Source organism: Flavobacterium sp. TR2 (assembly GCF_025252405.1).
GTDB lineage: Bacteria > Bacteroidota > Bacteroidia > Flavobacteriales > Flavobacteriaceae > Flavobacterium.
The window spans coordinates 4,071,302-4,094,929 of the sequence record NZ_CP104307.1 but is presented as its reverse complement, the minus strand read 5'-3'; the positions used below and the strand labels follow the sequence as shown (position 1 = coordinate 4,094,929).

Annotated in this window: 19 protein-coding genes; 10 read left to right on the top strand and 9 right to left on the bottom strand. The window is 35.6% G+C overall.

Annotated features, from left to right (window positions below):
• Positions 1-4: 4 nt before the first annotated feature.
• Positions 5-1,390, bottom strand: a complete 1,386-nt coding sequence (locus N4T20_RS17665) for a TolC family protein (RefSeq protein ID WP_260670441.1) — start codon at positions 1,388-1,390, stop codon at positions 5-7.
• 176 nt (positions 1,391-1,566) lie between these two features.
• Here N4T20_RS17665 and N4T20_RS17660 point away from each other — a divergent pair, with 176 nt between their 5' ends.
• The 3 genes from N4T20_RS17660 (at position 1,567) to N4T20_RS17650 (ending at position 3,904) form a co-directional block, all read left to right on the top strand.
• Entirely contained in the window at positions 1,567-2,604 is a 1,038-nt protein-coding gene (locus N4T20_RS17660; RefSeq protein ID WP_260670440.1) for a sensor histidine kinase, read from the top strand.
• Positions 2,601-3,305, top strand: a complete 705-nt coding sequence (locus N4T20_RS17655) for a LytR/AlgR family response regulator transcription factor (RefSeq protein ID WP_260670439.1) — start codon at positions 2,601-2,603, stop codon at positions 3,303-3,305. The genes N4T20_RS17660 and N4T20_RS17655 overlap by 4 nt, the downstream gene beginning before the upstream one ends.
• Positions 3,306-3,499: 194 nt before the next feature.
• Positions 3,500-3,904 carry a hypothetical protein gene (locus tag N4T20_RS17650; protein WP_260670438.1) on the top strand — a complete coding sequence of 135 codons (405 nt, stop codon included), beginning with the start codon at positions 3,500-3,502 and terminating at the stop codon, positions 3,902-3,904.
• Positions 3,905-4,251: 347 nt separating this feature from the next.
• Here the strand turns inward: N4T20_RS17650 and N4T20_RS17645 are convergent, their stop codons facing one another.
• From N4T20_RS17645 to N4T20_RS17615, 7 genes are all read right to left on the bottom strand, one after another.
• On the bottom strand, positions 4,252-5,016 hold the full coding sequence (locus N4T20_RS17645; protein ID WP_260670437.1) for an SDR family NAD(P)-dependent oxidoreductase: 765 nt from the start codon (positions 5,014-5,016) through the stop codon (positions 4,252-4,254).
• A 311-nt stretch (positions 5,017-5,327) separates the two neighbouring features.
• Positions 5,328-6,050 (bottom strand): SDR family oxidoreductase, encoded by a 723-nt coding sequence (locus N4T20_RS17640; RefSeq protein WP_260670436.1) that lies wholly within the window; start codon positions 6,048-6,050, stop codon positions 5,328-5,330.
• Positions 6,051-6,341: 291 nt separating this feature from the next.
• The gene (locus tag N4T20_RS17635) at positions 6,342-7,265 is read right to left on the bottom strand and encodes a helix-turn-helix domain-containing protein (protein WP_260670435.1); all 924 of its coding nucleotides are present in this window, start codon (positions 7,263-7,265) and stop codon (positions 6,342-6,344) included.
• A gap of 252 nt (positions 7,266-7,517) precedes the next feature.
• Positions 7,518-8,078, bottom strand: a complete 561-nt coding sequence (locus N4T20_RS17630; protein ID WP_260670434.1) for a 2'-5' RNA ligase family protein — start codon at positions 8,076-8,078, stop codon at positions 7,518-7,520.
• Positions 8,079-8,092: 14 nt separating this feature from the next.
• Positions 8,093-10,354, bottom strand: coding sequence for a CocE/NonD family hydrolase (locus N4T20_RS17625; RefSeq protein WP_260670433.1), 2,262 nt, complete (start codon positions 10,352-10,354; stop codon positions 8,093-8,095).
• Positions 10,355-10,469: 115 nt separating this feature from the next.
• Positions 10,470-10,784 carry a hypothetical protein gene (locus tag N4T20_RS17620; protein WP_260670432.1) on the bottom strand — a complete coding sequence of 105 codons (315 nt, stop codon included), beginning with the start codon at positions 10,782-10,784 and terminating at the stop codon, positions 10,470-10,472.
• A gap of 544 nt (positions 10,785-11,328) precedes the next feature.
• Positions 11,329-12,360: a helix-turn-helix domain-containing protein gene (locus N4T20_RS17615; protein WP_260670431.1), complete on the bottom strand. Its 1,032-nt coding sequence runs from the start codon at positions 12,358-12,360 to the stop codon at positions 11,329-11,331.
• Between the two features lie 170 nt (positions 12,361-12,530).
• Here N4T20_RS17615 and N4T20_RS17610 point away from each other — a divergent pair, with 170 nt between their 5' ends.
• The 3 genes from N4T20_RS17610 to N4T20_RS17600 all read left to right on the top strand — a co-directional run bounded on the left by N4T20_RS17610 (position 12,531) and on the right by N4T20_RS17600 (position 17,584).
• A complete protein-coding gene (locus N4T20_RS17610; RefSeq protein WP_260670430.1) occupies positions 12,531-14,837 on the top strand; it encodes a TonB-dependent receptor in 2,307 nt (768 codons plus the stop codon).
• Positions 14,838-14,863: 26 nt separating this feature from the next.
• On the top strand, positions 14,864-16,090 hold the full coding sequence (locus tag N4T20_RS17605) for a DUF4374 domain-containing protein (protein WP_260670429.1): 1,227 nt from the start codon (positions 14,864-14,866) through the stop codon (positions 16,088-16,090).
• 72 nt (positions 16,091-16,162) lie between these two features.
• Positions 16,163-17,584 carry a PepSY-associated TM helix domain-containing protein gene (locus N4T20_RS17600; protein WP_260670428.1) on the top strand — a complete coding sequence of 474 codons (1,422 nt, stop codon included), beginning with the start codon at positions 16,163-16,165 and terminating at the stop codon, positions 17,582-17,584.
• Positions 17,585-17,665: 81 nt separating this feature from the next.
• Here N4T20_RS17600 and N4T20_RS17595 read toward each other — a convergent pair whose 3' ends face one another.
• On the bottom strand, positions 17,666-18,604 hold the full coding sequence (locus N4T20_RS17595) for an alpha/beta hydrolase (protein WP_409559626.1): 939 nt from the start codon (positions 18,602-18,604) through the stop codon (positions 17,666-17,668).
• A gap of 398 nt (positions 18,605-19,002) precedes the next feature.
• On the opposite strand from N4T20_RS17595, the gene N4T20_RS17590 reads away from it, so the two are divergent.
• The 4 genes from N4T20_RS17590 to uxaC all read left to right on the top strand — a co-directional run bounded on the left by N4T20_RS17590 (position 19,003) and on the right by uxaC (position 23,616).
• Positions 19,003-20,469: an MFS transporter gene (locus N4T20_RS17590; protein ID WP_260670426.1), complete on the top strand. Its 1,467-nt coding sequence runs from the start codon at positions 19,003-19,005 to the stop codon at positions 20,467-20,469.
• A 98-nt stretch (positions 20,470-20,567) separates the two neighbouring features.
• On the top strand, positions 20,568-21,407 hold the full coding sequence (kduI, locus tag N4T20_RS17585) for a 5-dehydro-4-deoxy-D-glucuronate isomerase (protein ID WP_111377125.1): 840 nt from the start codon (positions 20,568-20,570) through the stop codon (positions 21,405-21,407).
• Between the two features lies 1 nt (position 21,408).
• Complete coding sequence (locus N4T20_RS17580; protein ID WP_260670425.1) at positions 21,409-22,200, top strand: gluconate 5-dehydrogenase; 792 nt, start codon at positions 21,409-21,411, stop codon at positions 22,198-22,200.
• A gap of 15 nt (positions 22,201-22,215) precedes the next feature.
• Entirely contained in the window at positions 22,216-23,616 is a 1,401-nt protein-coding gene (gene uxaC, locus N4T20_RS17575) for a glucuronate isomerase (RefSeq protein ID WP_260670424.1), read from the top strand.
• Positions 23,617-23,628 lie beyond the last annotated feature (12 nt).

Genomic DNA, 23,628 nt, shown 5'->3' with positions numbered 1-23,628 from the left:
ATAATTAAAATTCATTTATAAATAAGTCAAAATTTCCTGTTGCAGCAACTTTCAGCAAGTACGACTGCCACACATTGTTATTGACAATATCTCGATCGATTTCAGCTCGGTTCAGCGTGTAAATGGTTTGCGTTAAATCGGTTAGATCGGTCAAGCCATTTTTGTATAATGTCGATTTCTGAAGGTAAGCTCTTTGTGCGGCATCAACCTGAATCGGTGCTTCGGCATAATTTTCCAAAGTAATTTTGATTTTATCTTCGGCGAAAGCCAGCTGAGATTTTAATTCTCTATCTGCCTGATTGTATTCTTCTTGCAAAGCCTGAGATACAAATTTTTGGGCACTTACTTGTTTGCTTGATCTGAAAGGAGTGGTTAAATTCCAAGTAATTCCAACACCAACCAAATAGTTTGTACGATCTGGATTTACGCCATCCCAGTAATTTCGGGTAAAAGCGTTTTGGTTTGTCGCATACGAACTGTCAAATCCAGAGGCTCTGGTCTGTAAAACCCCAAAAGCGCTCATTGTCGGGTAGTAAAATCTTTTATACAATTTAACCTGCTGATTGCTGTAATCAATTTTGGTTTTATAGAATTGCAATAACGGATGAAGACTGTCTGTGGCAGTTTCTTTGGTCACTAATTCTTTCGGAATCTGAGTTACAAACAAAGTGTCAGCAACAAAATCTTGCGGAGCAACACCCATTAAATCGACTAATTTGTTGTTTTGTTCCTTAACGAAGTTTCTAGCAAGGTTTAGAGCCATTTTAGCTTTAGAAACTTCGGCTGTAGCCAAGGTAGAATCGACTCCGGCCAATAATCCGTTTTTAACTCTCGCAACCGCTGTCTTTTTGAAAACTTCTGCGCGAGAAAGGTTTTTTTCTTGCGAAATCAGTAATCTCTGGCTGGCCAATAAATTTAGATAAGCCGCAGAGATTTTGATTTCCTGCTGAAATTTTTCCTGCTCTAAATCTTTTTCTTTAGCCTGAACATCAATTTTAGAGAGATTGATTTTTTCCTGTGTTTTTCCGAAAGTGAAAAAATCCCAGTTCATGTTGACTAAATAAAGTGCGCCAAAAGCCGAGTTCCAGTTTTGCTCCGGAAGCGGAAGTCCTGATGATGCAACTCCTAAACCTCCAAAACCATAAAGCGGCCCATTTTGTCCGTTTACGGTTCCGTAATCCTGCTGTGCCGATAAGTTCAGGTTGGGCAGATAATCACGTCGAGATTGTTTTAGAGTCTCTTTTGAGGCATTGGTGTAATTGTTTTTTGCTCGGATAGAACCGTAGTTTTCAAGACCTATCTTTAAAGCTTCTTTTAAAGACAGGGTTTGAGCATAACCGATTGAGGCAAAAATCAATAAAAATAAAAAGGTAATTTTTTTGAAATACATAAACTCAAAGTGTGATATAGAAATGTTTTTTGATGAAACAAATTTATTTCTCTTACGCTGATAAAAGTCAGGTTAAGTGATGTACTGCACTAGTAAATGACGAATTGAATTGGTCATTTTTTGAAAAAAATAATTAAATAATTGTTCGTACTTTGTAAACTATTTCAGAATTAAGAATGAACAAAAGAATTGAAAACATATTGGATAACAAATGGTGGCAGGAGGTAGCCGTTGTCCTTTTTTCATTTACAATTTATACCCTAAAAAATGACTGGATGCTCTTTAGTTCCTTCATTTCGATCTTGATGGGGATATTTTTCTATTGCATTTTATATATGCACGCTCAGTTTAACCGCTTTTTTTTGCTTCCTATTTTATTTAAAGCGAATAAACCTTTTACTTATATTATCCTGACGCTTTTTGGTGTTTTTGTATTCTCGGTCATTTTGTATGAAATTACAATGCTGGATATGTTTGCCAAATGCCATTTGTACCAAAACTCGCATCAGAGAAGTTATGTGTATCAATTGGCAAGCGTTTTAGGAACTTTGGTCTGCATTCTCAGCCCGATTATTGTTTTTAAATTTTATCGCATTCACAGAAAACAGACCGATGCGGCTTTATTGTTCAATCAAATGCAGCTGAATTCATTGAAAGGACAATTGAACCCGCATTTTTTGTTTAATACTTTTAATACCCTTTACGGAATCAGCCTTCAGTTTCCAGATAGAACGCCAGATTTGATTATGAAAGTTTCGCAGCTAATGCGCTATCAGCTAGAAAGCAACAGCAAACAATGCGTATCTTTGGAAGATGAGCTGGAATTTATAAACAGTTATGTGCAGCTTGAAAAAGAGCGTGTTGGCTATCGATGCGATATTACTTTTGAAAGTAAAGTGGATAACGAAAATGCCTATAAAATTTCTCCAATGCTTTTGATTGCATTTATCGAAAATGCTTTTAAACATGGAACCTGCGCCATCGAAAAATGCTTTGTTAAAATTACGATTTCAGTAGAAAACGGATTGCTCCATCTTCATGTTGCCAATTCAATTCCGAAGAAAAATGATGTGATTTCGACTAAAATTGGTTTGAAAAATACCATCGAACGTCTGAAATTAATTTATGGAAAAGACTATAAATTAGACATTCAAGATGATAAACAAATTTATGTTGTCGATTTAGAAATACAGCTTAAAAAGTTTGTAGGATGAAAGAAATAAAGAAATGCATTATTGTAGACGACGAACCTGCTGCGCATTATGTTCTGGCCAATTATATCAAACAGAATCCGCAGTTAGAATTGGTTTTTCAAGGATATAACGGCATTGAGGCGATGAACTTTCTTAGAGAAAATTCGGTAGATTTAATGTTTCTGGACATCAATATGCCTGAGATTTCAGGAATGGAATTGCTAAAAATTCTTCCGACGCATCCTAAAACTATTTTAACCACAGCGTATTCTGAATTTGCACTTGAAAGCTACGATTATGGTGTAATTGACTATCTGCTGAAACCTATTTATTTTCCAAGATTTCTAAAAGCAATTGACCGCTTTTTTGCTACTGAAAGCGTGAAGCAAAAAGCAGAAGAAACAGTCAATTCGGTAAGCGTAAAAGTCGACGGTTATATGATGGATATCGAATTGGACCAGCTTTTGTTTGCTCAGAGTTTTGGCAATTATGTAAAACTTCACACGACAAAAAGAACTTTTCTAGCTTCAATTACTACAACTGAATTTGAAAAATGCCTGCCAGAAAAGAGTTTTATGCGCATTCATAAATCATACATCGTGGCTTTGGATAAAATCGATGCCACCGAAAAAGACTTTGTGGTGATTAAAAACGAAAGAATTCCAATTGGGATTACCTATAAAAGAGAGCTGACCGACAGGTTAAAAAAACTAGAGCTGTAATGTAAAGCTTTGATTTTAAATCAATTTCTTGTGGCTGGTGAAAAATGTTAATTTCTTCACCTTATCTTAATAAAAAAGTAGTAATTTTAATACGTAATGAAAGTTTAATTTTAAAAAATGAAACTATGAAAAACGTGTTTTTAACTTTTACTTTTTTATGCAGTAGTTTTTTAATAGCCCAAGAGGGAACCAATATGAAAAAGATAATCACGCCGCCAGAACAGGTTCGATTAGCTTTTGAAAAAGAATACCAAGGAAAAGTGCCGGTATGGTCTGAAGAATATGTTGGAGACGATGCAGACGAAATTAGGTTTGAGGCGCGATATAACGTAAACAACACAACCAAAGCGGTAGCGGTTTATGATAATCTCGGAAACATGAAAGCGTATGAATTGCAGATCGCTTTTAGAGATCTTCCGATAAAAGCGCAGACTTATCTGAAAAAGAATTATAAGGCAAAAGCAATTCGAGAAATCGCAATGGTGGTAGATGATAAAAATAAAACAACTTACGAAGTTGGAGTAACAAAAGATACTAAATTTTACGATATTGTTTTTGATAAAGAAGGAGGTTTTGATGTCTCTATCGAAAAGAATTAAAAAAGTTTACTAATTCAAATATTATTTGAAATGACAAACCCGATGGGCTTTTAATGCTTGTCGGGTTTTGTTTTATTGTTTTTTTGTTTTATTGTTTCATGTTTCATGTTTCAAGTTTCAAGTTTCAAGTTTCAAGTTGATATTCTTTGTGTACTTTAACCGCAAAGGCGCAATTTTTTTAACTCTACGTCTAAAACGCAAAGTTCACAAAGCTTTAAAAAACTTTGCGAACTTTGCGAAAACCTTAGCGTTCTTTGCGGTTAAACCTGAAACCTGAAACCTGAAACTTGAAACCTGAAACTTGAAACCTGAAACTTGAAACTTGAAACCTGAAACGTGAAATTTCTTTACAGCATCATTCCTCCAGAAACTTCAATTCTTTGTGCGTTTATCCAGCGAGCGTCTTCGGTGCATAAGAAGGCAACAACTCCTCCAATATCATCAGGAAGGCCAACTCTTCCTAGAGCCGTTACAGAAGCAATCTGCTGATTCATTTGTTCATTGTCGCGAACAACTCCGCCTCCAAAATCAGTTTCTATGGCGCCAGGAGCTACAACGTTGGCTCTAATTTTTCTTGCGCCCAGTTCCTTTGCCTGATATTTTGTCAAAGTTTCGATCGCACCTTTCATAGACGCGTAAGCCGCATAGCCTGGGAAAGAAAATCTTGCCAAACCAGTAGAAATATTTACAATTCCGCCGCCGTCATTCATTACATTTAATCCTTTCTGCGTTAAGAAAAATGGCCCTTTAAACTGAATATTGGTCAATCGATCAAACTCTGCTTCAGTAGTTCCCATGAACGAATTGTGAATTCCGATTCCGGCATTATTTACTAAAAAATCAAATTTGTCTGTTTTAAAAGTGCCTTTCAAAACTGTTTTTACATTTTCGAAGAAAGAATCGAAAGTCCCAGAATCGGCAACATTCAATTGCAGAGAAGCCGCTTTTTGACCTAAGCTTTCGATTTCTGCAACCACAGCGTCAGCTTCTTCTTTTTTGCTGTTGTATGTGATAATTACATCAAGTCCTTTTTTTGCAATCGCAATTGCCATATTTTTTCCTAAACCTCTGCTACCGCCGGTAACTAGAGCTATTTTTGTATTTACTGCCATTTTTTATAATTGTTAATTGTTAATTGTTAATTGTTAATTGTGAATGGTTAATTGTGAATTACGTGCTGTTTTTTTGTTGTCTATCTGATCGTAGTCGAAGACCTTTTGCGGTACCCATGTCCTTCGACTACGCTCAGGAGGACAAAGCGTTATGTTCATTTTTTAAACACATAGAAACATAGACTTTGTTTCTCTTTTAAAGGACTACTAAAAGAAACTAGTTTCTAACACATAGTCTATGTGTTTTATTAAAAGTGAAATGCCTTTTATCGACTCCAAAAGATCTATGTTTCTATGTGTTTAATTTAAAATTAAGGATGCATTGCATTAAAATGATTTCTCAATTCTTCTGCGCTTGCATTAAGCCTAGTTTCGCTGGTTCCGAATGTCAATTCTTGTTTTCCCTCTTTTAATTGTTCGAAAATAGCTTCAATAAAACTGCTTACGCTTGGATGCGCGTCGTGCAAACCAATGCCGCCTAAATCGGTGTTTAAGGCTGGAGGAATTATTTCTACCACTTCAACATTTTTTTCTTTCAGTAAATGGCGAAGCGACAGTGTAAATGATCTGAAAAAAGCTTTAGTAGCCGAGTAAACAGGAACTTTTGCAAAAGGCGAAAATGCTAATCCAGAAGTCACATTCATCACTGTTTTTAGAGATGGCAGCTGAATAAACAATGAAGTTAAATGCAAAGGAGCTTCAATATTTGTGCTGACTTCATTTTTCATGTTTTCATAAAAATCTGCATCCGTTATGTCCATCCAGTTTTGAATTCCTGCATTATTGACTAAAACATTTAAGTCAGGATGATTTGCTGCAATCCATTCATAAAGAGCAATGCGTTCTTCTTCTATAGACAAATCGCATACTTTAGCAATAATCGAAGGGAATTTAGCTTTTACTTCTTCCAAAAGAGAAGCTCTTCTTCCGCAGATAATCACGGTATTGTTTTCCTGAATAAATCGTTCGGCAAGCCCAAGTCCGATACCGCTTGCACCGCCAGTTATTAAAATTTTGTTGTTTGATAAATCCATCTTTTCGTTCTTTTAATTTGATGAGACAAAGGTAGGAGCGAAGTAGACTTCGGGAGTTGTAAATATCAAACCGATGTTTGCGAAATTCAAATCATAGTTCAAAATTCAATAATGAAATTCCAAATTCCAAAATTTAAATCCTCATTTTATGTCTTCCTGAGCGTAGTCGAAGAATCCTTTTGCTAAATCCATACGGTGCGTGTCCTTCGACTACGCTCAGGAAGACAAACGTTATGTGCAAGTTTGAAAACCTGAAACCTGGAACTTGAAACTTGAAACTTGAAACAAAATTTAACTCCTAAAAGCAATCGGCGTGTAAGAAGTTTGTTTTTTAAAGAAATTAGAAAAATGCGCTAATTCTTCAAAACCAAGCGAATAGGCAATTTCAGATATGTTCCAATCGGTTTGTTTTAAAAGGATTTTGGCTTCGTTTGTCAAACGGCTGCTAATTAATTCTGTTGTGGTTTTTCCGGTATTTTCTTTTAAAACCTTGTTTAAATGATTCACATGAACAGATAATCGCTCTGCAAAATCTTTTGCAGTCCTCAATTCTAATCTTTGATTTGGGGATTCTATAGGAAATTGTCTTTCTAATAATTCGGCAAATAAAGAAGAAACTCTTGCTGCCGAATTGTGTTTAGAATATAAAGCTGTAATAGGCTGCAATTTTTGCCCAAAGTGAATTAATTCAGCCACATAATTTCTGATCAAATCGTATTTGTAGATATAATCAGAGTTGATTTCTTTTTGTATTTTATTGAAAATCAATTCTACTTCGGAAACTTCTTCGTCCGTAAGCTGAAAAATGGGATAACCGTCTGAAGCGAAAATAGGAAGCTCATCCAAGTCTATTCCGCTTTTGCTTTTAGATAAAAATTCGCTGGTAAACACACAAAATTGGCCTCCCTGATTGGTATCCTGAGGCAAATAATTGTACGGAATTTTTGGTGTTGCAAACAGCAATCCTTGTTTTTTTATTTCGATTACCTTATCGGCATATTCGGCTCTGTTGTGGCCCTTTATCAAACTTATTTTGTAGTAGGCCCTTCTGTCATAAGGCATTCCAGGTTTTCCTTTCATGCGCTCCAAAAGTTCTTTTATATCAAATACATTAAAATGTCCGATTTCTTTCTGAATGTCATTTGGAAGTAGAGAAGTAGGATCAACTGTCGAGCCCTCGGTAATCTCTTTATAAAATGAATCTAGGGATTTCATAGCGTTATGAATTGCGAAATTCAAATATACGAAAAAAGTTATTTGATTTTTTGCCACTAAGATGCTAAGGCACGGAGTTTTTTTTTATTATGAAATTGGCTGGTACAATTTGTAATCTTTGTCGCCCGTGGTTTCAACCACGGGAACTCAGAATTTGATATGCGTTGAGTCGCAATAATTGAAACCATTAAGCATTTAAGAAAAAAATGAACTTTGTGCCTTAGCGCCTTTGTGGCAAGACCAGCAAAGCCATTAAAAAAGACTTCCCTGTGCAAACTCAGGCGCAGGATTGCTTCCGAAAGGAAAAGCTTCAATTACAAAAAACTGTTTTACTTTGGGATCAAATTCTCTTAAAACAATTTCATTGCATTCAAATTGAAGATTAATTGCGGTAAAAAGCTCAGAAGCTATTTTAAGGTTTTCTGGAGTTAATCTTCGTCCAATTGACAGGTGCGGATTATCGCTTTTTTTAAGTTTTAAAAACTTGAAGGTTTCATGAACTTTTTTCATGATAGGCACCATACTATTTTTAGATTCTTCGGTTACGCCAATAAAAAAAGCGCCAGCATTCGGAAAAGAATCAAAGTGATTTAATGTTACTTGGAAAGGAGTAAAAGGATCAGCAATTTGAGAAAGCTTTTGTTTGATAGAATCGAGTTGAGATTCGTCGATTTCAAATTCACAAATCGTAATGTGTGCTTCAGAATTGCAGCTGTTGTACCAGTTGATTTTACTTTTTAAAAAGTCTTTCATTTTTTTAACGGGCTCAACCAATGATTTAGAATAAAATACAACCGAATATGTTTTTTCCATAGATGAAAATGTTTTTACAATTTTAAAATCGGAATTGTAATGGTGCTGTCAGAATACCATTTTATTTGTAGAGGCTCTTTAGCATCATCGATAGTTTCTTCGCTAACGTTTTTACCAGAACCGTAATTAACTTCCCAGTTTGGATTTTTATTAGCTCCCAATACAACAATAATAGAACTTCCTTTTTCTAATTCTTTTGAAATTATAAAGGTTTGCGCAATGTCGATTGTTTCTATTTTATTAGGAGTCAACAATTGTCTTTTGGTTCTGTCTTTTGCGAAACTGGCTCTTTGTAAATTGTTGGTTAAAGCAAAATATAGGCCTTTTGCTGTTTTTTCGTAAAGCTGTATTTCAACATCTATGTCTTTTTTGTTGGTGCTTATTTTTAACGATGCTTTTAAAGAACCGCTAATTATTGTTGAATTTTCAAGAGGATCACTTTCAAAAACCAAGAGCTGTTTTTCTGGTTTCAAATTCGAATCTATAACTTTAGGAAAACCATTTACGTAGTCATCATTATAGATATTAATTTCAGATCGATCTGTAAAATCAACAGTCTGGTTAATAGAAATGGCCTTTTTTGGAGCTGTTTTTTGCAATGAATATTTGGAATTCCTGTTGCTTAAATAAAAGGTTAGGTTGTCATTGTGCATTTTGTCTAAAGAAGAAACGCTTCTCCATTCATTTTTACCCATAATTTCAAAGTTTACTTTATCCTTCAAAATTTCAGGACGTTTGGCACCTTTCAAGATATGGTCAAACCATTGAAAAATAATGGCATTAATTGGAATATTTGCCACTTCATCGATGGTGTAACCGCCTAATTCTTTTCGGGGAGCTCCTTGTGAACCGCCATGGTCATAAGGCCCGATTATGAGATAATAATTATCACTTTTATTGTATTTTTGGTATTGATTGTAGTAGTACATCGCTCCAAGCTGATCATCATCGTAATAACCTGTTGTACTTAAAATAGGAATATTAATATTAGCAAATGCTTCTTTTTGAGGAGTCATATTCTGCCAGTAGCTATCATAAGCAGGATGTTCTAGCCATCTTTGAAATATAGGCGAAGAATTGCCTTCAATTTTGTCTAAAGAACGGAAACTAGCTCCTGTTTTATAGTATTTTGTAAAAACTTCATCCCATTTTTTGCTGTTCAAAAAGCTGTTGAGATCTGTTAGTTTTGTATTGGCAACCAAATGAATCCATTTTAAAGCATAGCTCATAAAAATACCGTTTTGCATAGGAAAATCAATTCCGGCTCCTACTGAAACCAAGGGAACAATGGTCTTTAAAGCAGGATGCACTTTTTTTACAGCGCTCCATTGGCTAAAACCTAAATAACTGCCTCCATACAATCCAATTTTGCCATTGCACCATGACTGTTTGCTAACCCAATCCAGAATATGGTACGCATCATCGCCATCATGTTCGTAAGGTTCTATCGGATCATTGCTTAAACGTTTACCTCGAGTATTGGCCACAAAACCTACATAGCCCATGTTTGCAATTTCTTTACAGTCACTCACTTCATTACCAGCATAGATATTATATTTCATTACAACAGGCTGTGGCTCGGTTACATTTTTAAGTCTGACCATCGTGGCAGAAATTGTGCTTCCGTTTGGCAATGTAATAATGATGTCACGGTCAATTATATAAGTATCCGCTTCTATTTTTGAAATTATATTACGAGCAAGAGAAAATGTTTTGCTTAAAATAAAATAGCGAGCATATTGTCTGCATAATTGCGCAGCATTTTCTACACTAATGCTGTCATTATCTTGATCAGTTTTAAGCTGCGCTTCATAATCGTTTTTAATGTCGGATAGTTTTAAATCATAATATCCTTCGGCCCAGCTTTTTCCATCTGCATTAAAAGTGTTGTATAACTTATAAAACTCAGCAGTATAGACTCTCTCAAAATCAGATTTAGTTTGAGGTTCCTTTTGTGCTGTTTTTCCATAAGTTTTATAGATAAATCCTAAAGGCCTGTTAGCAATACTATCTCCTAAAATTTCCTGTGAATAGGTTGCAAAAGTTTGATGCATTCCCTTAAAATCTCCTGCAACAGATTGTATTCTGGCATAATTGTCTAAATAAGAAGCTCTGCTTGGATTTTTATAAAGGGGCAGCAGCTTTTTAGCAAGAAGCGGAATGTTTTTGCTGAGTGTAAGACTGTCTTTGTAATTGCTTTTTTCGAAATAGATTTTTTGTGAAGTTCCTATTTGAAAGGAAAAACAAATTAATAGTAGAATGATGCTTTTTTTCATCTTAAGAAACTTACTTTTTGAAGTGTTGGTTTAAATTTGTCTTCTCAAAAGTAGTATAAATTTCTTATAGTTAACAAGCGAATTTTCATTATGTTTAAAGAGAAAAATGCGGTCGCTAAATTTTTCCTTTCAAATGCAATCGATGCAGAATTTCAGATTTTAATAAACCGCTTCCGCCGCCAAAATGTTCTATGACTTCTACATCTGGCTGCGTTTTTAAGCAGAATGCAGTAAACTCTTTTTCAACATGATCTTCGATTGCCGAACTCAAAAGAACAATATCAATTTTATTGTTTTGAAAGTGTTCTTGCGCTTCTTTTTCATTATTAAAAGCAATGGCATTCCAGTTTTCGTCGGCATTCACAAGACGAAGCAGAATGGCGAGGATAGCTTCGTTTTTTCCAAGTAATAAAAATTGCAGCTGTTTCATTTCTTTAAAGTTTCTGAGTTTCTAAGCTTCTAAGCTTCTATGTTGTTTACAATTTAATGGTCTAATAGTACGATTATCTAATTAAAGCCACTTGCAAATGTAGGGAGGGTTTTGTAAAATGATACTTAATCTAGGACAAGAAATATGTTTTTTTGTTAAGATTCCTTTAGAAACTAGTATTTTCTTTTACAAATTTACGTTAAAATAGATTTTGGCAATGTTTTGCGGTACAATTACTTAAGACTTTAAATTAAAGTTAAGAGTGTTAAATTTTTCATACAATGAGGAAAACCGTAAGGGAATCTATAATCTGAATTCTAATTTTGGCCTGCAGAAATTTGAAAACGATGGCATTCTTTACCTTTTTAGATGTCATTTAAATTTTTGCAGAAAACTGTTTTTGGAGAAACGTTTTTACATTGAATTTTGACATATTCATTTGATCGTGGGTATTTGTATATAAGTTTGCAATATACATTAATGTCTAATTTTTTTTAGGGTTTTAAGATTGTGTCGACGGACGTAATTTTAAAACCCTTTTTTTTTACCACAATATTGAAAAGCCAATTAGCCAGAACTGGATAATATCGGTATTGATTTTGAACTTTTGAGGCGAAAAGCCATAATAGTTTTTAAACGCTGCAGAAAAATGCGAGACGTCTTTATAGCCACATTTATACGCCGCTTCGCTTACCGTGGCGGTATTACTTTGAAACAGTTCTTTGGCGTGTTCCATTCTCAGTTTTATGATGTAGCTTTTGACAGTGGTTCCAAAACAAGCTTTGAAACCTTTTTTTAGTTTGAATTCGTTTAACGAAATAAGCCGAGAAAGTTCGGGCAGAGTAGGAGTGTTTCTATAGTCGTTTTCTAATATTTTTTTTGCTTCTAAAAGTTTGCTGTAATCCTCTTCATTAATTTTTTCTTCTGGCAGCGGTTTGGGCATTAAGGTTTCAAGCTGATGGATAAGGAGCTCTTTGATTTTGCTTTCGATATAAATTCTTTTTAAAAGGCCTTCTCGAGTGCAGTTTTTTATTTCGGATGTTACCCACTGAATTGCAGGAGTAAAGGGCAGATATTTTGAGGTCAAGTAGCTCGATTGCTTTTCAAGGATTTTCTGTGAAAATTTTTCGTGCAGCTGCCAATCTTCGTTTATGATGTTGTAATAAAACTCTTTTGAAAAAATAATTGACAAATAATTGATTTGCGTAAAAGGAGGAATGTTAAACGTGGCTTTAAAATTGTTGGTGTAGAAAATATTATGGGTATTTTTTTTAGAATACTTCTCGCTTTCCAATTGATCAATGTGAGTTTCGACATTGCTGCTGTAAATAAAATTCATGACAACCGATTCTTCATCGATTTCAAAATTAACAGTTCTTGCGCTTGTGTAATACATTTGAGTGTCAAGAAGAACTAATCCTTCAGTTATGAGATGACGGCTTATAATTTTTTCAGAATCTCCATTTTGAATGTTGACATTTTCTTCGGTTAAAATGCTTTTTGGATAATATTTATCTCCAATTTGAATTTTAATGATTGGCGTTTCTGAGGTTAAAAGTGTGGCTTTGATTTTCAAAATATAATCCGTTTTTCCCTATCCTTTTTGAAGGCGTTGATGGTACTTTTGCAGCAAAGTTATTTATAATTAGTCTAATTAAAGATATGTCAACTCAAAAATTTTTATTTGCCAGTTTATTTTTTCTAACTACGTTCTTATCATTTTCCCAGCAAAATCAAGGTTTCACAGTGGCAGGAAAAGTTGTTGAAAATTCTGGAGAAACAATTCCGTTCGCGACAGTCATAATCGAAAAAACAGGTTTGAGTGTTATTTCGGATGAAAACGGAAATTATATTTTAAAAAATGTTCCATCAGGAAAACATACGCTGAAAGTCTCGGCAATGGGATTTGCAGTGCAAAAAAAGCAGATTGAAGTTTCGGGCAATTTAGATGTTTCAGTTAAAATGGAAAGCGAGCTTCAAGAGCTTGAAAGTGTAACAGTGCTTGGAAGATCGCAAACAGATAAAGTAAACAAACAAGCCTACAGCGTAACGGCAATAGATGCTAAAAAACTCAACAATTCAACGTTAGATTTATCTCATGCTTTAGACCGCGTTTCGGGGGTGCGTAACCGTGAAGCTGGTGGTGTGGGCTCGAGGTCGGAGCTTTCGATCAACGGATTTTCAGGAAATCAGATTAAGGTTTTTATTGACGGAGTTCCGATGGATAATTTTGGCTCTTCTTTCCAGATGAATAATATTCCGATCAATCTTGCCGATCGCGTAGAAGTTTACAAAGGCGTTGTGCCCATTTGGCTTGGAGGAGATGCTCTTGGAGGAGCCATAAATATTGTAACCAATAGCAAGCCTAGAACTTATGCAGATGCTTCTTATTCGTTCGGATCATTCAACACGCATCGCTCAAGCATTAATGCAGGTTATACGGCTAAAAGCGGTTTTACAACAGAAATCAATGCTTTTCAGAACTATTCTGATAATAATTACTGGGTAAATGTAGATGTAGCCGATTTAAATACAGGAGCTTACTTTCCGAATCAGAGAGTTAGACGTTTTCATGATAAATACCGTAACGAAACGGTGATTTTGAATGTGGGTATAACCGGAAAAAAATATGCGGATAAGCTGATGATTGGTTTTACGGGCGGAGAAAATAAGGCTGATATACAAACTGGTGCTCGAATGGTTAGCGTGTTTGGACAGATTTATAGAAAAGGAAGCATTGTAATGCCGACTTTAAAATATCGGGTTAAAGATTTGTTTACCAAAGGACTTAACGTAAATGTAACGGGTAATTACAATTTTGGCTACGAACAGAATATTGACACTGTTTTTAGAAGATACAATTGGTTTGGCGATTACAAACAATATGAAGGCGCAGGAGGAGAAAGAAGCCGAACGTTGCGTAAATTCTACAACAACAATGGTATTGCTACTGCCAATGCGACTTATACGCTAAACGAGAGGCATTCTTTTATGGTCAATAATACGTTTAATACGTTTAACCGTAAAGAAAGTGACGAATTGGTTCCTGAATCATTGGTTTACAAACAGCCTAAAAAAACGCAAAAAAATGTTTTAGGATTGGGTTACAAGATGGATTATAATGATAAATGGAGCACGTCAGTTTTCTTGAAAGATTATTCGTTAAAAACTACTTATTCCAGAAGCTACAATCCATCGGGGGCTGCTGGAGATATTGCCTATCAGAAATACGTAGATCATACTTCTGCAACTGGTTATGGTGTCGCAACGAGCTATTACCTAAAGCGCAATCTGCAGATAAAAGCTTCTTATGAAAAGACTTACAGGCTGCCAACTCCAGAGGAAATCTTTGGTAATGTCAACGACAATCTGGAAGGCAATCTTTCTTTAAGACCTGAAAAGAGCAACAACTACAATTTGGGCGCAAGCTATCAGACCAGTTTCCGAGAGAAAAATGCCTTATCATTTGATGTGAATCTTTTGCATAGAAATGCTGTCGATTTTATTCGTCCGACATTAAACAACAATCAGACCATGACGACCAATGTCAATCAGGGAAAAGTGACCAATTATGGCATTGATGGCGAGATTAGATATTCTTACAGCAATCGTTTTACGGCAGGTTTCAACGCTACTTATCAGAATATTAGAAACAAAACAATGTACGAACCCAATCAAAATTATGTGTCTCCTTTTTATAATGACAGAATTCCAAATATGCCCTATCTCTTCGGAAACGCAGATGCTACAATGTTCTTTAATAATGTCTGGAAAAAAGGTAATAATCTGTCTGTTGGGTATAATCTGCTTTATGTCCATACGTACTATTTGTCATGGCCAAGTATGGGAAGCAAGGATAGCAAGCTAGAGATTCCTCAGCAGTTTAGCCATGATTTAAATGCCGTTTACACAATGGCAAACGGGAAATATAATATTGCCTTTGAGTGCAAAAACTTTTTAGACAACAAGCTTTATGACAATTTCTCCTTGCAAAAACCAAGCAGAGCTTTCTATATCAAGTTTAGATATTACTTCAGTAAATCAAATAATTAAATTTTTAATACAAACACCATAATACAATGAAAAAAAGTACAACATTAGCGTTATCAGCTGTTTTAGCTTTTACAGCCTTTTCTTGCAGCAGTGATTCAGATAAATCAGGAGATACTGGCGGAGGAACCGATACAGGAAAAACAAAATATATTATTACGGCAACCACTGGTGCAGCAGGAATTGCAGATTATCTTTTAACTGCCGATGATGTTTCTACCGGAACAATTACCACTACAGGAAACGGATTGGAACAGGACGGAACGTACCGTTATTATATTACAGCACAAAACAACTTCTTCAGTTTGCTTTACGGACAAGGAAATCCTGGAGCTGTAACAACTTACAACTTAAATGCTGAAGGAAAATTGGTTAAAAAATCAGATTTTCAAGCAGAAACAGTTCACGTATTTGCGGCTGTAAACAAAGATATTTTGACGGTTAAAGTTCCAAGAAGCGGAGCTTCTATCGCTTCTATGTACAAAATCGATGCTGAAAAATCGCTTATTGTTGGCGAAGCGCAGCAAGATACTAAGAAACTGGCAGGAAACGGAGAAAGAGCGTTCTATACTTGGGCAACTCAGGTTGGAGATAAAGTTTATATGCCTTATATGAGCATCAAAGGTGACGGAGTAGACAATTTTGGTACTGCAAATCCAGACAGTACTTGGGTTGCGGTGTACAATTATCCAGAATTGAAATTACAGAAAGTAATCAAAGATAACCGTACGAGCTATTTAGGAGCTTATTTCACAAACGGATTATTCCAAGACGAAAATGGCGATGCTTACGGTTTCTCGGGAGCAATTGCAACTAGCAACGCTGTAATGACTTCTACAAAACCTTCTGCTATTGTGAGAATCAAAAAAGGAACTACAGAGTTCGACAAATCTTACTTCTTTAATGTTCAGGAAAAATCTGGAGGGTATAAAATATCTTCTACAACTTATATTTCAAAAGGTAAATTCTTATTGTTGATGTACGGAAATGTAGGTAAAAACAATGGGGCAGTAAAAATGGCAATTGCCGATGTTTACAACCAAACATTCACTTGGGTAACAAATGCTCCTGTAACATTGACTTCTGTAACTAGCCGTTACAATATTACCTCAGAAGACGGAAATTCTGCCATTGTAGGTATTAATACTCCTGATGGAAACTGGATTTACGCTATCAACGGTACAACTGCTGTAGCAACAAAAGGCATGAAAGTGGAAGGCGGACAAATTACTGCAATCCAGAAATTAAAATACTAATTTTTTTTGCCGTAAGTCCTTATTTTATCGGGGCTTGCGGTTTTTTTATTTATCCTATTTATCTATCCCATTATGTTTTCTTCTTCAAAACCAAATAATAAGAAAAAAAGTAAAAAGTCGCTTTTTAAGCGCATTATGGCCTGGCTGCATTTGTGGCTTGGTTTAGCATCTGGAATTATTGTTGTTATTGTCAGTCTTACGGGCTGCATTTATGTTTTCGAAAATGAAATTAAAGATTTTATTGAAGACTGGCGTTTTGTAAAACCTCAGGAAAAAGCATTTTTACTCCCATCTCAGTTGGTTTCGATAGCAGATAAAAAAATGAAAGATAAAAAAGCGACCAGCGTGACTTTTGGCGCTAAAGATGAAGCGGCTATTGTGGGTTATTTTGTGGAGAAAAAAGAAGAAGGTGGTCTTGGTGAAAAAGGAGAACAAAAAAGAGGAGACAGAAAAAAAGATTTAGCTCAAAATCAAGAAAAGGCAAAATCTGAACTGAAAACTCAAGCAAAATCTAGCGGAAAAGAAAAAGAAAAAAAGGGTAAAGGAAGAAGAAACGGAACGTTCATAAGCGTTTACATGAATCCGTACACAGGAGAAATACTAAACGTGAAAACCTTTTCGAGAGGAGAATCGCCAGATTTTTTCAGATGGATTTTAAACGGACACCGCGCTTTATGGCTTCCTTACGATATTGGAAGACCAATTGTGGGAGTTGCTGTTTTAATTTTTGTGGTGCTATTAATTTCGGGCATCGTTTTGTGGTGGCCTACAAAATGGATTAAATCGATTATTGATAAAAGTTTTAAAATTAAATGGGACGCCAGTTTTAAGCGTGTCAATTATGATATGCATAATGTATTTGGCTTTTACAGCTGCATTTTTCTGTTTTTTATTGCCGTAACAGGCTTGGTGTGGAGTTTTGGCTGGTGGAGCAAATCGCTGTATTGGGTAACCTCTGGAGGAAAACCATTGGTTGAAAACCGAGAATCGCCAAAATCGGATACCACTCATGTCAAAGAGTTTAATATCACAACAACAGACAAAGTTTTATTGAATTTAAGAAAAGAAAACCCTCAGGCGGCTGGAATTTTAATCAGCATTCCAGCAAAACCTGCCGATCCGATAGGTGCTTTTGTTTATAAGCAGAGACATACCTTTTACAATATGGACCGATATAGTTTTGATCAGCAGACTCTGAAAGAAATCTCGATTAAGACTCCCTTTTCGGGAAAATATGTAGAAGCCAATATTCCAGACAAAATCAGGCGCATGAATTATGATATTCACGTAGGAAGCGTGCTTGGACTTACGGGAAAAATCATTGCTTTTTTGGCCAGTTTGATTTCTGCCAGCTTACCCATTACGGGATTTATTATCTGGTGGGGAAAACAGAAATTTGGAAAAAAGAAGCCAGCTGCAAAAACCACAGTGGCGGCTAAAGCAATTCCTGCTCCTAAATTAAAAAATACCGCAGAACAAGAAGTTACTGCTTAGACATATAAAATTGGTTTTTATAATTCCTTTTTGTTTTTTTTGATAAAAGGCAAAACTTGTAAAAGTTTTGCCTTTATTTTTTTAATTATAACCGTTTGATTTTAGCCATTCAGCGCAGTCTCGAGTCCAAAATTTGCTAGTGTCAGCAACACCCAATCCAAACCCGTGGCCGCCTTTCTCGTAAATATGCAGCTCTGCCGTAACTCCATTTTTCTTTAATGCCAAATAATAATTAATGCTATTTTCTGGAATAACCACCGTATCATCTGTGGCATGAATTAAAAAAGTAGGAGGTGTTTTAGAAGTCACTCTCTTTTCGTTCGAAAAAGAATCTATCAGCTCTTTTGAAGGATTTTTTCCAAGTAAATTGGTTTGAGATCCTTTATGCGTGATTTCATTCTCCATTGAAATGACAGGATAAATGAGCAGCGAAAAATCTGGTCTAGCGCTTACTTTATAGGCAGACTCATATACTTTATCATCATAATGCGTTGAAGCTGTCGATGCCAAATGACCGCCTGCAGAAAAACCTAAAATTCCAATTTTTTTAGGGTCAATATTCCACTTCGAAGCATTTTGCCTTACATAACGAATGGCTTCTTGAGCATCTTGCAAAGGACCGACATTTTTATTTTTCATGGTTAAATCGGTTGGCATTCGATATTTTAATACAAAAGCTGCAATTCCTAAGCTATTAAACCATTCAGCCACTTTTGTTCCTTCTTTATCAAACGCTAAATGAGTGTAACCGCCTCCTGGACAAATGACTACAGCAGTTTGATTTGGTTTTGCTTCCTTCGGAATAAAAATGCTTAAAGTTGGCATCGAAACCTGACTGGTACTTTCCATTCTTTCATTTTTAATGACTTCTTTTTCTTTGTAATCGGTTGCCTTTACTTCATCTGGAATTTTATCCCATAATGGAATCACTTGATTTTGTGCATTCATAGAAAATAGCCCTGAAAAGAGAAGAAAACTTAACGTAATTCTTCTTGAAAATTGTGTTTTTTTAGTTTTCAATTTGATTTATAATTATTTGGTTTGTAATAGTATACGTTCTGTAGTTCAAAAATTGCAACCGTTAGCCTAAATTAATCAAAATTGGCCGAAAGTATTTTTTAAATTGTAAATCTCAGGACAATTTTACCCCCTAAAAGGGATGATTTTGACCTGTATGCTTTTAACAAATATATTGTTTAATGTGTAATTTTGTATTCTTTTTTTTATGCATTATGCTTATTTAATAGACTAAAAATAATTTTTTATACAATATTGTTTGGATTGTACAGATTAAAAACTATATTTGTGCAATCGATTACATTATTTTTCTTTTAAGGTGGTAATTTATTGATTTTAAAGCGGTAAATGTAGCCTTTTAAGATTACCAAAATTTACAAAAACTATAATACCCACTTACTATGAATCAAACCGAAACCGTTGCAGTAAATCAGAGCGCCAAAACCACAGGAAAATACCGTTGGAGTATTTGTGCCTTGCTGTTCTTTGCAACCACAATCAATTACTTGGATCGACAGGTGCTTTCTTTAACTTGGAGTGATTTTATTGCGCCAGAATTTCATTGGACCAATAATGATTACGGAAACATAACGGCCTTGTTTTCTATATTTTATGCAGTGTCATTATTGTTTGCCGGGCGATTTGTAGATTGGCTGGATACTAAAAGAGGATTTCTTTGGGCAATCGGAATCTGGTCAGTTGGAGCTTGTCTTCATGCATTCTGCGGTATTGCTACTTCAGGGATTATTGCGGGAGAATGGTTTGTGAGTTTTCATGGCTCAAAAGAAATAATCAGTACAATAAGCGATACAGCGTTGGTAATCAATGTGAGTGTGGCTTTATTTATTTTTGCCCGTTTCGTTTTAGCGGTTGGAGAAGCTGGAAACTTTCCTGCGGCAATTAAAACTACAGCAGAATATTTTCCTAAAAAAGACAGGGCTTTTGCCACTAGCATTTTTAATGCAGGTGCTACAGTTGGAGCTTTAGCGGCGCCAGTTACAATTCCTTTTATTGCAAAATATTTCGGTTGGGAAATGTCATTTATCATCATTGGGGCATTAGGATTTGTTTGGATGGGATTTTGGATGTTTATGTACGATAAGCCAGAAAAGCATTCAAAAGTAACGCCAGAAGAATTGGCTTATATTCAGCAGGATGATATTGAAGATAGTAAAATAGGTTTTAAACCTGAAGCTAAAGGAAAAGTGTCTTTGGCAGATTGCTTTAAATACAAACAAACTTGGGCTTTTGCTTTTGGAAAATTTATGACCGATGGTGTTTGGTGGTTCTTCTTATTTTGGACTCCTGCTTATTTAAGTTCGGTTTACGGAATGGATTCTACAGAAGCCGCATTGCCATTGTTTGTACTGTACATGATTACATTATTGTCTATTATTGGAGGCTGGCTGCCAACATATTTTGTAGAGAAAAAAGGAATGAATCCGTACGAAGGAAGAATGAGAGCGATGCTGATTTTTGCATTTTTCCCATTATTGGCTTTAATCGCACAGCCATTAGGATATATCAGCTACTGGGTTCCCGTAATTATTATCGGAATCGCAGGAGCGGCTCACCAATCATGGTCAGCAAATATTTTTACTACAGTTGGCGATATGTTTCCTAAAAAAGCAATTGCGACCATTACAGGAATTGGAGGTTTAGCAGGAGGAATTGGCTCAACATTGATTAATAAAGGGTCTGGAGTATTGTTTGATTACGCAAAGGATACTAATATGGTTTTTATGGGATTTAAAGGAATTGAGGCTGGATATTTTATCATTTTCTCAATTTGTGCGGTTTGTTACTTAACGGGCTGGATTGTAATGAAATCTCTAGTGCCAAAATACAGTCCAATAACCGATTTATAAAGAAAAATGAACAGAATTGAAACATTTTTTCGTTTTCAATTATGCTATTTAAATATAAAAATATAATTTTGTGCAATCGATTACATTAATTTAAAATTATGACAAAATATAGTTCAAGATACGCGTCAAGCCCAGAAGCTGTAAAAAAGTATGATACGCAGCAATTGAGAGAAGAATTCTTAATTGATGACTTAATGCAGGAAGATGAAGTGGTATTGGTTTATTCTCATTACGACAGATACATTGCAGGTTCTGCAGTTCCTGTAAAAGGAGATTTGGCTTTAGAAACGATTGATCCGCTAAAAGCACCTTATTTTTTAGAGCGCAGAGAGTTAGGAATCATCAATGTTGGAGGAAGCGGTTCTGTTGTGGTTGAAGGAACAACTTATGAGTTAGGTTTTAAAGACGCTTTGTACATCGGAGCTGGAAATAAAGAAGTGGTTTTTAAAAGTGACGACAAAAATAATCCTGCTAAATTCTATTTGAATTCTGCACCAGCGCATACCACTTACCCTACGAAGAAAGTAAGTTTAGCTGAAGCTAATAAATTACAATTGGGTACAATGGAAACGGCTAATCACCGTACGGTAAACCAAATGATTATCGGAAGTGTGGTAACAACTTGCCAATTGCAGATGGGAATGACAGAATTAAAACCGGGAAGTGTTTGGAATACTATGCCAGCACACGTTCACGACCGCAGAATGGAAGTGTATTTCTATTTGGATATTCCACAAGATCAGGCAGTTTGCCACTTCATGGGGCAGCCGCAGGAAACAAGGCATATCTGGATGAACAACCATCAGGCAGTTATTTCTCCGCCTTGGTCTATTCATTCGGGCTCAGGAACCAGCAATTATACTTTTATCTGGGGAATGGCAGGTGAAAACTTAGATTATGGCGATATGGATGTTTGTAAAATCACTGATTTAAGATAAGATGACAAATTTGTTTGATATAAAAGGAAAAGTTGCCCTTATCACAGGAAGCACGCACGGACTGGGGATGGCGATGGCAAAAGGTTTGGGTCAGGCTGGAGCTATAATTGTGGTAAACGGAAATTCTTCTCAGGAAAAAATTGACAATGCCGTAGCAGAATTAAAAAGCGAAGGAATAAATGCTGTAGGCTACAAATTTAATGTTACTGAAGAACAGGAAGTAAAAGCTGCTGTAGCTAAAATTGAAAGCGAAGTAGGACCAATCGATATCTTGATCAATAATGCTGGAATTATTAAAAGAATTCCGCTTTTGGATATGGAAGTTTCAGATTTCAGAGAAGTGGTTGATATAGATTTAGTAAGTCCGTTTATTGTTTCTAAGCACGTAGCAAAGGGAATGATCGAAAGAAGACAAGGCAAAATCATCAACATTTGTTCTATGATGAGCGAATTGGGAAGAAATACAGTTTCTGCTTACGCTGCTGCAAAAGGAGGCTTAAAAATGCTGACTAAAAATATGGCGACAGAATGGGCAAAATACAATGTTCAGATTAACGGAATCGGCCCTGGCTATTTTGCAACAGAACAGACCAAACCTATTCGAGTTGATGGGCATCCGTTTAACGATTTCATCATCAGCAGAACGCCTGCCGCAAAATGGGGAGATCCAAGCGATTTGGCAGGAGCAGCAATATTTTTATCATCAAAAGCAAGTGATTTTGTAAACGGTCACATTTTATATGTAGATGGAGGAATTCTAGCTACGATCGGAAAACCTTCAAACGAAGAATAATTTATTTAAAAAGACATGAGCCAGACATTCATACACGATAATTTTTTATTAGAAAATAAATATGCTGAAGAGTTATACCACAATTACTCTAAAAACCAGCCGATTATTGATTATCATAATCACCTAAATCCACAGTTTATTGCAGAAGATAAAATCTTTGATAATATCACGCAAGTTTGGATCAATGGTGATCACTACAAATGGCGTGCAATGCGTACATTAGGAATCAACGAGCAGTTTGTAACAGGAAATGGTTCAGATAAAGATAAATTCTTAAACTGGGCAAAAACAGTTCCGTACACGATGCGTAATCCGTTGTACCACTGGACACATTTAGAATTAGCTCGTTATTTTGATATTTATGATTTATTGAATGAAAAATCGGCAGAGAAAATTTATATCGAAACTTCTGAGAAAATAAATTCTCAAGCGTACAGCACGCAAAACCTGCTTAAAAAAGTAAACGCTGAATTAGTTTGCACAACAGAAGATCCAATCGACTCGTTAGAATTTCACCAAAAATTCGCTAACAATTCGACTGGAATCAAGATGAGTACGGCTTTCAGACCTGATAAAGCCATCTTAATTGCTAATGATGGTTATAATGCATATCTGGACACATTAGGGGATGTGTCCGGTATTGCAATTAACACGTACGCTGATTTGCTTTCGGCATTAAGAAAAAGAATCGAATTCTTTAACGCAAACGGATGTAAATTGAGTGACCACGGTTTGGATCAGATTTACTTCGAAAACTTTACAGAAAGCGAAATCAACGCGATTTTCAAAAAGAAAAGAGAAAACGGAGCATTGTCTCCAGAAGAAGCGCTGAAATTCCAAAGTGCTGTTTTAATTTTCTTATGCGAAACTTACCACGAATTTGGATGGGTGCAGCAGTTTCACTTAGGCGCGTTGCGTAACAACAATGCACGTATGCACAGAATCTTAGGTCCAGATACAGGATGGGATTCTATAGGAGATTATCCGCAAGCGCAAAAACTGTCTGGCTTCTTGAATGCGTTAGACAGCAAAGATAAATTGACAAAAACGATTATCTATAACTTAAATCCTGCTGATAACGAAGTTATGGCAACGATGATTGGAAACTTTAACGACGGAAGTGTTCGCGGAAAAGTGCAATTTGGTTCTGGATGGTGGTTTTTAGATCAGAAAGACGGAATGACAAAACAATTGAATGCGCTTTCAAACATGGGCTTAATCAGCTGTTTTGTTGGAATGCTGACAGATTCTAGAAGCTTCTTATCGTTTCCAAGACACGAATATTTCAGACGTATTTTATGTAATCTTTTGGGAGATGAAATCAAAAGAGGAGAGCTTCCAAATGATATGGAATGGATCGGAAAATTAGTTTCTGATATTTCATACAACAACGCTAAAGAATATTTTAAATTTTAATTAAGTATTTAC